This window comes from Georgenia halophila (assembly GCF_039541595.1).
On sequence record NZ_BAABGN010000001.1, the window covers coordinates 219817 to 231207 of the forward strand.

Below are 11391 nucleotides of genomic sequence, written 5' to 3' on the forward strand. Positions count from 1 at the left end.
CGCGCCTGCCGTTACCATGAGCCAAGCCTGACATCGCACGAGATGGGGACAAGCCCAAGTGACGACCGCGCAGAGCGCTTTTAACACGCGCCATCTCTGGTCCGAGGGGTCCCTGAGTCAGGTCCAGTCTTCGGCGTGGTTCGACAAGTACCGTTACATGATCTTCGTGACGGACCTAGTCATGATTGTTGCGGCGTTGCTGGTTGCCCAGCACACACGGTTTGGCGAAGTTGCCGGGCCCGTGGTTGCCGGCCCGCTGCAGGTAAGTTACGCGGTCGCCGGCCTGGTCATCGAACTCGTCTGGATCGCCGCACTGTCGGCTACAGAGTCACGTAGCAAGCGAGTGCTGGGCGCCGGCCTGGAGGAGTATCGGAAGGTCATCACGTCTACCTTCGCAACCTTCGGCCTCATCGCCGTTGTCTCATACCTCTTCCAGTTCCAGTTCTCGCGGTTCTATTTTGTCTTCGCCCTTCCGACCGGCCTGGTGCTACTTCTGGCGGGCCGATTGGCTTGGCGGACTGTGCTTTCCTCGATGCGGAGCCAGGGACGTGCCATGCTCGGCGCGATTATCGTCGGGGATCAGGACGAGGTGGAACACACCTTACAGGACTTGCGACGCCATCCTGAGGCGGGCTATAAGGCAGTCGGCGTCAACATCATCGGTCCTGTGCAGGAGCGCCCCGACTCTGACCCACTCTTGGAGACTCTTCCACGGATTCCGTGGGCAGAGATACCCCGGATTGCTGGCGACACACGACTATCGTCCGTAATGATTGCGGGGACGTTGCCGCGAAGGGACATCCGACAATTGGCTTGGGACCTTGAGAACTCGGCCGTCGAGCTGATTCTCGTGTCGCGGCTTACGGACGTAGCGGGCCCTCGGACCCATACCAGTCCCGTTGACGGACTTCCGATGGTGCACGTTGACCTCCCGCAGTACTCCGGCGCCAACATCGTGGCAAAGCGGGCGATGGATATCGTGTTCTCCACCGCCGCCCTGCTTGTCCTGCTCCCCTTGCTCATCATTGTCGCGCTTGCGATCAAGGTCGATGACCGCGGCCCCATCATCTTCAAGCAGGAGCGAATAGGGCAGAACGGCAAGCCTTTCACGATCCACAAGTTCCGTACTATGGCGGTTGATGCGGAGACGCGTATGGCCGACCTCATAGCGCGAAACGACGGTCGGGCTTTGCTCTTCAAGCTACAAGACGATCCCCGCGTTACCAGAATCGGCGAGGCTTTGCGCAAGTACTCGATCGACGAACTCCCGCAGTTCTGGGACGTTCTTGTCGGCTCTATGAGCGTGGTAGGGCCGAGACCCCAGGTTGCACGAGAGGTTGAGCAGTACGAGAAGCATGCGCATCGTCGTCTTCTGACAAAGCCCGGAATTACCGGCTTGTGGCAGGTGAGTGGTCGTTCGACCCTGTCGGAGGAAGAGAGCGTCCGCCTCGATCTGCGTTACGTGGAAAACTGGTCCGTCAGTGGCGACATCGTCCTGATTTTGAAGACGATACGGGCCGTCCTGAGGCCGCAAGGGGCCTACTAGACGTGTCGTCGATACGCGGCATCTGGAAGCAGCCAGGTTCCCGCTGCTGCCAGACAAATCAACCGGAGCGCTCCGCGTTCTGAATTGGGTAGCGGTCGACGCTGTGGCCGGACGCGATCAGCCCTTGAGGCCCGTCTGCGCCAAGCCCTGGATGAACTGGCGCTGGGCGAAGACGAAGACGACCAGCACGGGGATGACGGTGAGCGTGGTGGCCGCGAGCTGGACGTTCCAGATCGGCCCGCCGTAGGCGTCGACGTACTGGGTCAGTGCCTGCGGAAGGGTGAAGTTCTCCCGGCTGGACAGGTACACGATGGGCTCGAGGTACATGTTCCAGGACTTCAGGAACGTGAAGATCGCGACGGCAGCGATGGCGGGCCGGGCGAGCGGGAACGCGATCCGCCAGAAGATCCCCCAGCGGTTCAGGCCGTCCATGCGGCCCGCCTCCTCCAGCTCGTAGGGCAGGCTCAGGAAGAACTGGCGCATGATGAAGGTCGCCAGGACGCTCGGCGCGCCGAGGATCGGGATCACGATCAGCGGCCAGTGCGTGTCGATCAGGCCGAGCGAGTTCACCATCCGGAAGAGCGGGACGATGGTGACCTCGGACGGGATGAGCAGGCCCACCAGCACGACGATGAAGAGGAACCCCGCGCCGCGAAAGCGGATCCGGGCGAAGGCGTAGCCGGCGAGCGACGCCACGAGAATCGTCCCGACCGTGACGACGACCGCGATGTAGAGCGAGTTCCAGTACTGGATGGCGAAGGGCTGGAGCTCGAAGACCCGTGCGTACGACCCGAACGACGGCGCATCGGGCCACAGGCTCGGCGGAACCTGGAGGATCTCGCTCGTGGTCTTCAGGCTCGACGTGGCCATCCACCAGGTGGGGAAGACGAACGGCACGGACAGCACGGCCATCAGGAGAACGAGCGCCCACCGCAGGCGCCGTCCCCGGCGGGACGCTCGGACCTTCGCCGGCGGACCGGCGGGCCGTCCGGTCTCGGGCGGCGACGCCGTCGCTTGCGTGGCCGGTGGGCGGAGCTGGTCAGACTTCATGGAAGACCCACCGCTTTCTGGTCTGCCACTGCAGGAGCGTCAGACCGAGCACTATGGCGAACAGGAGGACGGCGACCGCGCTGGCATAGCCGAAGTCGTTGAACTCGAAGGCCTGGCGGTAGAGGTAGTAGACGAGCACCGTCGTGGAGTTGCTCGGCCCGCCCTGGGTGAGCACGTCGATGAGGGCGAAGGTCTCGAGAGATCCGACGACGGTCAGGATCGACACGAGCAGGACGGTGGGGCTGATCATCGCCATCGTGATCGACCAGAAGCGCCGCCAGGGGCCGGCCCCGTCGAGGGTCGCGGCCTCCTGGATCTCCTCGGGCACGCTCTGCAGCGCCGAGAGGAACAGCACCATGTTCAGGCCCACGTTCTTGAAGACCTGCACCACGACGACGGCGATCATCGCCGTGACGTTGCCGCGCAGCCAGTTCGGGCCGTCGATGCCGAACGTCGACAGGAACGCGTTCACGCCGCCGTCGACCTGCAGCAGGAACCCCCACACGATCGTCCACGCGACGAGGGAGACGACGACGGGCGAGAAGAAGGCCACGCGGAAGAACGTCGTCGCGGGCAGCCGCTGGTTCAGCAGGACGGCGAGCGCGAGCGCCAGCGAGATGTTGAGGACGACGATCCCGAGGGAGAACCACCCGCTCGCGGCGAGGGACTGGTGCAGGGACTCGTCGCTGAGCATCCGCTCGTAGTTGGCGGCACCCTCGAAGGTGAACGTTCCCGCCAGGACGTTCCACTCGTGGAGGCTGTACCAGATCACCGCGACGAGCGGGGCGATCACGAACGCCACCGCGCCCAGGACCGCGGGGGCGACGAAGAGGTAGCCGGTCGCGGCGTCGCGCTGCCGCCAGGTGGACCGGCGGCGAGGCCGGCCCACCCGGGCTCCTGTCACGGCCGCCATACGTCAGTCCTGCAGCAGCGGCTCGGCGGCGGTGCAGACGTCTGCCAGCACCGACTCGACGTCCGCGTCGGCCTGCCACAGCGCGTCGAGCTCGCCGCGGATGGTGGTCTGCAGCTTGGCGAAGTTGGCGTGCGCCGGCTTGGTGGTCGCGTCCGTGATCCCGTCGACGACGACGGACTGCAGCTGCTCCTCGCTCAGCAGGGGGTTCGCCTCGCCCAGGGTCTCGGCGTTCAGCAGGGACTCGCGCGGGGGCGGGAAGTAGGTGGCCAGCTTCTCGGCGTTCTCCGGGTTGGTGAAGTGGGCGAGGAAGTCCGCCGCGATCTCGGGGTTCGCGCCGTTCTCGAGGACGCCGATGCCGGCCTGGCCGATGACGTTCTGCCGTCCCTCGGGTCCGGCCGGCAGCGGTAGGACGTTCCACTCGAAGCTGCCGTCGAGGGAGGCGGCGCGCGAGATCTGGGTGATCGTCATGGTGACGTCGCCGGCGAAGAAGTCGGCGCTGGTGCCCGGCCCCGGGATCGCTCCGTCGGTGAAGGTGGCCTCGTGGATCCAGGTCATGGCCTCGACCATCTCGGGATCGGTGAACGTGCAGGTGCTGCCGTCCTCCGACCAGGGGGCGGCGCCCCAGCCGGCCCACACGGTCGCGAGGTTCTCCCAGACGCTGTAGTTGAAGTCGCGGACCACCAGGCCCGAGCCGCCGAGCTCTTCGGCGCTGGCCGCGGAGATGTCACGAGCGGCGTCGTAGGTCCACTCGCCCGAGGCGAAGAGCTCGGCCGGGGCCGGCTGCCCGGACTCCGCGATGCGGTCCTTGTTGACGAACATCGCGAAGGGCGAGTTGGAGAACGGGTAGGCGTACAGCCCGTCATCGGTGGACCACAGGTCGAGGGCGCTGGGGACGATGTCGTCGAACTCGTACCCCTCGGTCCCCTCGAGCGTCGGCGTGAGATCGGCGAGGGCGCCGGACTCGACGAACTCCGGTGCGTTGGACTCGAAGATCCAGGCGAGGTCGGGCGTGTTCCCGCCCGCGAGCTGGGTGGTCAGCGACGTCGTGTAGTCCTCGAAGGGCACGACCTCGAACGTGACCGACGAGACCTGGTCGGGATTCTCCTCGACGTAGCCCTGGGCGATCTCGTCGAAGAGGGCGAGCTGAGACTCGTCGGCGGTCCAGACGGTCATGCGGAGGTCGACGGGGCCGTCGTTGCCGGAGTCGCTTCCTGCTGAGCTGCCGGAGCAGGCGCTGAGTGCGCCGGCCCCGATCATGAGGACGGCGAGCGCCGGGACGACGGATCGGCGGTGAACCATGTTCGCTCCTTGATGGGTGTCGGTCTCCGGCGCGACCGTGCGCCGGAGGTTGTGCGGATCAGTAGCCGCGTACGCCGTCGGGCCACTCGAGCTCGACGCCGTCGGCCAGCAGGTGGTCCTGCAGTCGTTCGACGAGGGCGGGGGCGGCGTGCACCTGGTGCGGTGTGGTGCCGTCCTTGAGGCACTCCGCGGCGAGGACGCCGGCCACCTCGCCGATGTTCCACTCCACGGGGTGCAGGCGGTAGCAGCCGTTGGTGATGTGTGTGGTGCCGATGTTCTTGCACCCCGCCAGGAGGTTCGTGGTCTCCCTGGGGATGAGCGCACCCAGCGGTATCTCGAACGGTTCGGCGCCGACGTCGATGTAGGTGTTGCCACCGGTGGAGGGGTGCAGGTCGATGCGGTACATGCCGACCCCCACGCTGTCGGCGTACCGGCGGGCGCCCGCCTCGCCGCGCACGGCGAGCGAGACGTCCTGCTCGCGGATCGTCTCCAGCGCCCGGATGCGGCGGCCCTCCCGGTGGTAGGGCGCCATCGCGAGGCCGTCGACGGTACCCATCACGTCCGGGCGCAGTCGCAGGCCGGGCCAGCCGGTTCCGCCGTCGGGACGCGGGGCCTCCGTCTGCATCCAGTACAGCATCGACAGGCTCAGCTGTTTGGCGTCCTGGAGGCGTGCGGCGGCGACGTCGTCGGGCACGTCGATGACCGGGGCGTCGAAGTAGTCGATGCTCGGCCAGTTCACCAGCGTGATGTCGCTGGCATAGGTGCCCGGTTCGAACTGGTCCCTGGCGGCGATCCGGCGGAAGGTCCACAGGTTGGTGTCGCCCGGGTTCAGGCTCTGGTCGGCGAAGACGGCCAGGGCGTCGTCGGCCGGATTCGGTTCGAAGGCTCGTTCGACGCGCTCGAGGGTCCTCGGGTGCGGAGCGGTCCAGCTGATGAGCGGTCCGCCCCAGAACTCCGGCGCGACGCTGCGCCAGTAGTCGTACTGCTCCGGCCGGTCGATGGTGTGGTCGCCCTCGAGGTGGTCGACCGCGAAGCAGATGCTCACCGCCTGGATGTTCTCCGGCTGCGCCTCCGGCGGGCCGCTGGGCTCCCCGGTGTCGGCGGCCGCCTCGAAGCCGGTGACGTAGTCGGTGCCGGTCAGGGGCAGCAGCTCGCCGGTCTCCGTGGCGTCGACGACGTAGTCGGCGGTGACGACGGTGCGCTCGCCGGAGCGGATGTCGGCGAAGGTCACGGCACGCACCACCCCGTCGGCGGCCTCGGCGGCGACCGGCCGCAGCGGCTGCAGCACGCGTATCTTCTCGCCGGAGCGGTAGGGGGCGAGCATCTCCTCGATGACAGCGAGGCCCGCTCGGGGCTCGGCGCAGAGCTTCGACACCCAGCCGGCGCCAGGATTGAGGTCGCGTTTGGCGGCGGCGGCGGTGGTCAGCGGGTAGGCCCGCCGGTAGTAGTCGCGTATCCCGTCGCGCAGCTGGCGGTAGCTCGCGGTGCAGCCGAAGTCCTCGATCCAGGGATGCTCGTCCGGCGGGACCGCCTGGCTGGTCAACTGGCCGCCGAGCCACTCGAACTCCTCGGTGAGGATGACGGCCGCGCCGTGCCGGGCGGCGGCGAGCGCTGCCGCCACCCCGCCGAGACCGCCGCCGACGACGAGGACCTGTGCGTGTTCTTCGTGCAAGCTCATGCCTTTCCAGTGATGGCCGGTGCATCGGCGGCCTGTGCGGAGACGGTGGAACCGGGGACGAACGTGCAGGGGATGCGCGCCTGCAGGTTGTCGTCGCCGTCGAGCGGGGTCAGCTGGCGCAGGACCACCCGAAGGGCCTCCGCCCCCATCTCCCGACGGGGGATCAGGAAGCCGGTCCAGTCGACGTCTTCCGTCTCGACCGTTTCGGGATCGCCCAGCCGGGCGATCGAGAGGTCGCCGGGCACGGAGAGGCCGCGTGCGAGTGCGGCCCGGCGCAGCGGCGCCGCGAGGTCGGAGGACACGACGGCGGCCGTGACGCCCGCGGTGCGCAGGTTGTCGAGGAGCTCGCCGGAGGTCAGGTCCGGCTCGTCGAGGCTGACGGGCTGCAGCCCCGCGCGCGCCATCGCGACGCGATACCCCTTTGCCCGGTCCTCGATCGACTCGTGGCCGGTGAACTCGTTGATGAGGACGATCCGCCGGTGCCCCAGCGCCAGCAGGTGATCGGTGACCTGCTCGGTGGCCGGGGCGTACGCCGCGCCCGCCCAGGGGACGGCTCCACCCGGCGCCTCCCGGCGACCGACGAACGCGAAGGGGAAGTCCTGGCGGAGCAGCTCGGCCAGGTCCTCCGGGTAGCTGTGGCGACCCAGGAGCACGCAGCCGTCCGCGAGCCGCAGGCGGCCGACTCCCCCGGAGGAGACCAGGCGGCGTCCGGTGCCCGCCGACATGGAGGTGAACATCAGCAGGTCCACGCCGGTGCGCTCCGCCTCGTTCTCCACGCCTTCGAGGAACGGGTGGTAGAAGTCGCTCGCCGACGTCGGGAAGACCGACTCGTACGTGTAGACGCCCACGATGGACGTCCGGCCGCCCGCGAGCCGTTGGGCGGCCGGGTTGGCGGCGTACCCGGTGACTTCGATGGCACGCAGCACCCGCTCACGAACCGCGTCGCTGACGCGCCGCTGGGCGGCTCCGGTGCCGGTCAGCACCATCGACACCGTCGTCTGGCTCACGCCGGCGAGGCGCGCCACGTCGGCCTGGGTGGCGCGTCGAGTCTGTGGACTCATCGTCGGTCCCTTCGTCCTTTGGTCCGGTGCCCTACCGAAACGAGTTTTGCGCAAAACTACAAGGCCGCGGGAGGTCACGATCTCGCAACATGGTGCCGCAAGCCGCTCCGTCGCTGCTGCGGTGGCTGAGGCGAAGCGCATTGTTTTGCGCATGACCGGCTTGTGTAGCGTTGCAGGTCGCAGCGGTGGATCGGAGGGTCGAACTCATGCATGGTGATGGCTCCCTGCCCGGCGACGGGCAGGTGCGGGTGGTCGGCGTCGACCTCGGCGGCACGAAGATCGCCGGTGCGCTGGTGGGATCCGACGGTCGTGGGGGAGACGTGCTGACCGTCCCGACGCCCGCAGATTCCGGACCGGCAGCGTTGCTCGACGCCGTCGCCCGGCTCGTGTCGCGGCTCGCCGCGACGGTGGAAGGGCCGGGCAGCGTCCGCGGCGTCGGCATCGGGACGGCCGGCGTCGTGGATGTCGGTGCGGGCATGATCCTCTCGGCCACCGACGTGCTGCCGGGCTGGACGGGTACGGCGGTGGTCGACGGCCTCCGCTCGCGATTGGCCGGCTCCCTCGACCCGGGTGTGCGGATCCACGTGCAGAACGACGTCGATGCGCACGCGGCCGGCGAGGCGTGGCTCGGCGCCGCCGCCGGTCTCGACGACGTCCTTCTCGTCGCCGTCGGCACGGGCGTCGGAGGTGCCGTCGTGCGCAACGGCGTGGTCCTGCGCGGCGCCCACCACGTCGCCGGCGAGATCGGCCACCTGCCCGTACCCGGCGCCGAGGGGCTGCGATGCAGCTGCGGACGGACGGGCCATCTCGAGGCACTGGCGTCGGGGTTGTCGCTGCACCGGCGCTACGTCGCCCTCGGAGGTTCGGGGACCGGGAACGCACACGAGGTGTTCTCCCGAGCCGCGTCGGGTGACGCGCTCGCGGTCCGAGCGGTCCAGGAGTCCGGGACCGCCGTAGGGCGAGCCCTCGCCGGAGCCGTGACGTTGCTGGACCCGGACGCCGTCGTCGTCTCCGGGGGCGTCGCCGGTTCCGGGGAGATGTGGTGGCAGGCGATGGAGTCGACCCTCAGGGCGGAACTGATCGATCCCCTGGCGGGCATCCCGGTGCTGCGGCCGCTGCTGGGAGCCCGATCCGCCGTCGTAGGTGCCGCCCGCGGCGCTCTCGACCTGCTCGAGGAGAAGCCATGAACGTCATCGAAGCGATCCGGGGCCGGCTCATCGTCTCCTGCCAGGCCTACCCGGGTGAGGCGATGCGAGATCCGCGGACCATGGCGCAGGTCGCGCAAGCCACGGTCGCCGGCGGGGCCGCGGCCGTCCGCGTGCAGGGCGAGGAGGACGTCCGCCACACCTCCGCCGCGGTCGACGTGCCGGTGATCGGGCTCATCAAGGACGGCAACGACGGCGTCTTCATCACGCCGACGATGGACCACGCGCTCGCCGTCGCTCGTGCCGGCGCTCACGTCGTCGCCCTGGACGGCACTCGCCGTCCCCGGCCGGACGGGCGCACGCTCGCGGAGACGATCGCGGGACTGCGCGAGCGGGCGGACGTGCTCGTCATGGCCGACTGCGGCTCGCTCGACGACGCGCACGCTGCCGAGGACGCCGGCGCCGACCTCGTCGGCACCACGCTCGCCGGCTACACGGGGAACCGTCCGCTTACCGACGGACCGGACCTGGCGCTGCTCGAGGACGTGGTCCGCTCGGTCGGCGTGCCGGTGGTGGCCGAAGGACGGATCCACACGTCCGCGCAGGCAGCGGCCGCTCTCGCGACCGGGGCGCACGCAGTGTGCGTGGGTACCGCGATCACCCATCCGACCACCATCACGTCGTGGTTCGTCGATGCGTTGGGTGCGCCAGGGGAGCCGGTCGGTGGGTGAGGATGGTGCCGTGAGCGACGACAGCAGCGTGCCGGGCTGGCGGGAGGTGTTCTCGGAGCACCTCTTCACGCCGGGCCCGCTCGACAAGAACTATGTGGCCGGCGGCTTTCCCGTAGACGTCTCCGGCCTGCCGACACCGAGCTTCACGCTCGACGTCGACGCCGTCCGGGACAACCTGGGGGCGATGCAGGACTGGACCGCGGCGTGCGGGGTGCTGCTCGCCCCGCACGGCAAGACCACGATGGCGCCGGCCCTGTGGGACTGGCAGCTGGCGAGCGGTTCCTGGGGCATCACGGTGGCGAACGCCTTCCAGCTGCGGGTGGCGCGCGCGTTCGGGGTGCCACGGGTGCTCGTGGCCAACGAGCTGATCTCGCCGGACGGGCTCGCCTGGCTGGCCGGTGAGCTGGCCGACGGGTTCGACGTGACGTGCTGGGCGGACTCGGTGGCCGGCGTCGAGCAGATGGCCGCGGGTCTGCGGGCGGCCGGGGCGACGCGGCCGCTCGGTGTCTGCGTCGAGCTGGGTGCCGCCGACTCCCGGACCGGGACGCGCTCCCCGGGGGAGGCACGCGAGATCGCGCTCGCGGTCCGTGGTTCCGACGTGCTCGAGCTGCGCGGGATCGCCGCGTACGAGGGCAGCATCCACGCCGCGTACGAGGGCATCCACGCCGAGTCACGCGAGGAGCTGCTCGCCCAGATCCGTGAGTTCCTGGCCATGAGCCGGCGCGCGTTCACCGACCTCGCCGACCTCTACGAGGTCTCGGAGCCGATCCTGACGGCGGGCGGCAGCCAGTACTTCGACCTGGTCGCCGAGGCGTTCGACGGGGTGGCCGGGCAGGTGCCCGGAGCGCTCGTGGTGCTGCGGTCCGGGGCGTACTTCGTCCATGACCACGGCCACTACTCGGCGGCGACACCGGCCGCGACCCGGCACGGACCGGCGTTTCGCGGCGCGGCGCACGTGTGGGCGCGCGTGCTCTCGGTCCCCGAGCCGGGGCTGGCCCTGCTGGATGCCGGGAAGCGGGACGTGCCCTACGACGCCGGCCTGCCCCGGGTCCTGTCCGTGCGCCGCGGCGCCTCCGGGGAGGAGGCCAAGGTCGAGGCGGAGGTGGTCAAGCTCAACGACCAGCACGCGTACGTGAGCGTGACGGCCGGGACGCTCGCCGTCGGGGACGTGGTGCGCCTCGGGCTGTCCCACCCGTGCACCATGTTCGACAAGTGGCGGTCGGTGGTGCTCGTCGAGGGCGATCGGGCCGTCGGCACCATCCGGACGTACTTCTGATCTGTACTCGCGCTGGCCGTCGCGCCTGTCGCGTGGGGCCGGCCCTCAGCTTTCAGGCCGGTTCTCCTTCTCGGCGTACATCCTGAGACGCACCTCCCGGGCTCCCGCCATGTGGTGCTCGGCGATGTCGTGCGCTCGCTGGGGGTCACGCTGCTCGATCGCTTCCAGCAGCTCCTCGTGCTCGCGGAGCACTTCTTTCCAACGGTTGCCGTGGGCCAGCGTGGTGCTCGGGTAGCGAATGAGGTGGACGTTGAGCCGGTGGAGAAGGTCCACGAGTGTCGCGCTGTGGCTGGCTTGCCAGACCGCCTCGTGGAAGACCCGGTTCGCGTCGGCCCGTTCGACGGGCGAGTCACCGGTGGCGATCATCGCATCCTGGGCGGCGCGGAGTCGGACGCGGTCGAGCTCGGTGGCCCTTGAGGCGGCGGCCCTGGCAGCGGCGCTCTCGAGCGTGATGCGCACCTCGTAGATGTCCAGGATCTCCTCGGGAGACGAGACGCGGACGCGCACGCCGCGGGCGCTGCGCTCGACGATCGCCTCGATCTCGAGGCGGTGGAGGGCCTCCCTGACCGGCGTGCGGCTCGTTCCGAACTTCCGAGCGAGCGCCATCTCACCGAGTGCCTCACCCGGCGCGAACTCGCCGCGCACGATGGCCTCACGGACGCGCTCGTAGACGCTTGTCGCCACGTACCGCC

At 69.4% G+C, this 11391-nt stretch carries 10 protein-coding genes; 4 read left to right on the forward strand and 6 right to left on the reverse strand.

Features of this window, described 5'->3' with window-relative positions; genetic code table 11:
* The first annotated feature begins 58 nt into the window (after positions 1 to 58).
* On the forward strand, positions 59 to 1546 hold the full coding sequence (locus ABD907_RS01010; protein ID WP_345214625.1) for a sugar transferase: 1488 nt from the start codon (positions 59 to 61) through the stop codon (positions 1544 to 1546).
* Between the two features lie 117 nt (positions 1547 to 1663).
* Here ABD907_RS01010 and ABD907_RS01015 read toward each other — a convergent pair whose 3' ends face one another.
* The 5 genes from ABD907_RS01015 to ABD907_RS01035 form a co-directional block, all read right to left on the reverse strand.
* Positions 1664 to 2458 (reverse strand): carbohydrate ABC transporter permease, encoded by a 795-nt coding sequence (locus ABD907_RS01015; protein ID WP_486334035.1) that lies wholly within the window; start codon positions 2456 to 2458, stop codon positions 1664 to 1666.
* A 127-nt stretch (positions 2459 to 2585) separates the two neighbouring features.
* The gene (locus ABD907_RS01020; RefSeq protein ID WP_345214627.1) at positions 2586 to 3509 is read right to left on the reverse strand and encodes a carbohydrate ABC transporter permease; all 924 of its coding nucleotides are present in this window, start codon (positions 3507 to 3509) and stop codon (positions 2586 to 2588) included.
* A 3-nt stretch (positions 3510 to 3512) separates the two neighbouring features.
* The gene (locus ABD907_RS01025; RefSeq protein WP_345214628.1) at positions 3513 to 4808 is read right to left on the reverse strand and encodes an ABC transporter substrate-binding protein; all 1296 of its coding nucleotides are present in this window, start codon (positions 4806 to 4808) and stop codon (positions 3513 to 3515) included.
* A gap of 58 nt (positions 4809 to 4866) precedes the next feature.
* Positions 4867 to 6486 (reverse strand): FAD-dependent oxidoreductase, encoded by a 1620-nt coding sequence (locus ABD907_RS01030; RefSeq protein ID WP_345214629.1) that lies wholly within the window; start codon positions 6484 to 6486, stop codon positions 4867 to 4869.
* Positions 6483 to 7547: a LacI family DNA-binding transcriptional regulator gene (locus ABD907_RS01035; RefSeq protein WP_345214630.1), complete on the reverse strand. Its 1065-nt coding sequence runs from the start codon at positions 7545 to 7547 to the stop codon at positions 6483 to 6485. Before ABD907_RS01035 ends, ABD907_RS01030 begins: the two co-directional genes overlap by 4 nt.
* Before the next feature lie 206 nt (positions 7548 to 7753).
* Between ABD907_RS01035 and ABD907_RS01040 the strand changes: the two genes are divergently transcribed.
* From ABD907_RS01040 to ABD907_RS01050, 3 genes are read left to right on the forward strand one after another with little or no spacing between them, the layout of a single operon-like run.
* Entirely contained in the window at positions 7754 to 8734 is a 981-nt protein-coding gene (locus tag ABD907_RS01040; RefSeq protein WP_345214631.1) for an ROK family protein, read from the forward strand.
* Positions 8731 to 9423: an N-acetylmannosamine-6-phosphate 2-epimerase gene (locus tag ABD907_RS01045; protein WP_345214632.1), complete on the forward strand. Its 693-nt coding sequence runs from the start codon at positions 8731 to 8733 to the stop codon at positions 9421 to 9423. Before ABD907_RS01040 ends, ABD907_RS01045 begins: the two co-directional genes overlap by 4 nt.
* Positions 9424 to 9433: 10 nt before the next feature.
* The gene (locus ABD907_RS01050) at positions 9434 to 10699 is read left to right on the forward strand and encodes a type III PLP-dependent enzyme domain-containing protein (RefSeq protein WP_345214633.1); all 1266 of its coding nucleotides are present in this window, start codon (positions 9434 to 9436) and stop codon (positions 10697 to 10699) included.
* A 45-nt stretch (positions 10700 to 10744) separates the two neighbouring features.
* Here the strand turns inward: ABD907_RS01050 and ABD907_RS01055 are convergent, their stop codons facing one another.
* Positions 10745 to 11383 carry a GntR family transcriptional regulator gene (locus ABD907_RS01055; protein ID WP_345214634.1) on the reverse strand — a complete coding sequence of 213 codons (639 nt, stop codon included), beginning with the start codon at positions 11381 to 11383 and terminating at the stop codon, positions 10745 to 10747.
* Positions 11384 to 11391 lie beyond the last annotated feature (8 nt).

Bases quoted from the DNA above. Each gene is read 5' to 3' on its own strand.
- ABD907_RS01015 (WP_486334035.1), bottom strand. From the start codon at position 2,458: ATGGCCGTGCTGTCCGTGCCGTTCGTCTTCCCCACCTGGTGGATGGCC.
- ABD907_RS01020 (WP_345214627.1), bottom strand. From the start codon at position 3,509: ATGGCGGCCGTGACAGGAGCCCGGGTGGGCCGGCCTCGCCGCCGGTCC.
- ABD907_RS01025 (WP_345214628.1), bottom strand. From the start codon at position 4,808: ATGGTTCACCGCCGATCCGTCGTCCCGGCGCTCGCCGTCCTCATGATC.
- ABD907_RS01030 (WP_345214629.1), bottom strand. From the start codon at position 6,486: ATGAGCTTGCACGAAGAACACGCACAGGTCCTCGTCGTCGGCGGCGGT.
- ABD907_RS01035 (WP_345214630.1), bottom strand. From the start codon at position 7,547: ATGAGTCCACAGACTCGACGCGCCACCCAGGCCGACGTGGCGCGCCTC.
- ABD907_RS01040 (WP_345214631.1), top strand. From the start codon at position 7,754: ATGCATGGTGATGGCTCCCTGCCCGGCGACGGGCAGGTGCGGGTGGTC.
- ABD907_RS01045 (WP_345214632.1), top strand. From the start codon at position 8,731: ATGAACGTCATCGAAGCGATCCGGGGCCGGCTCATCGTCTCCTGCCAG.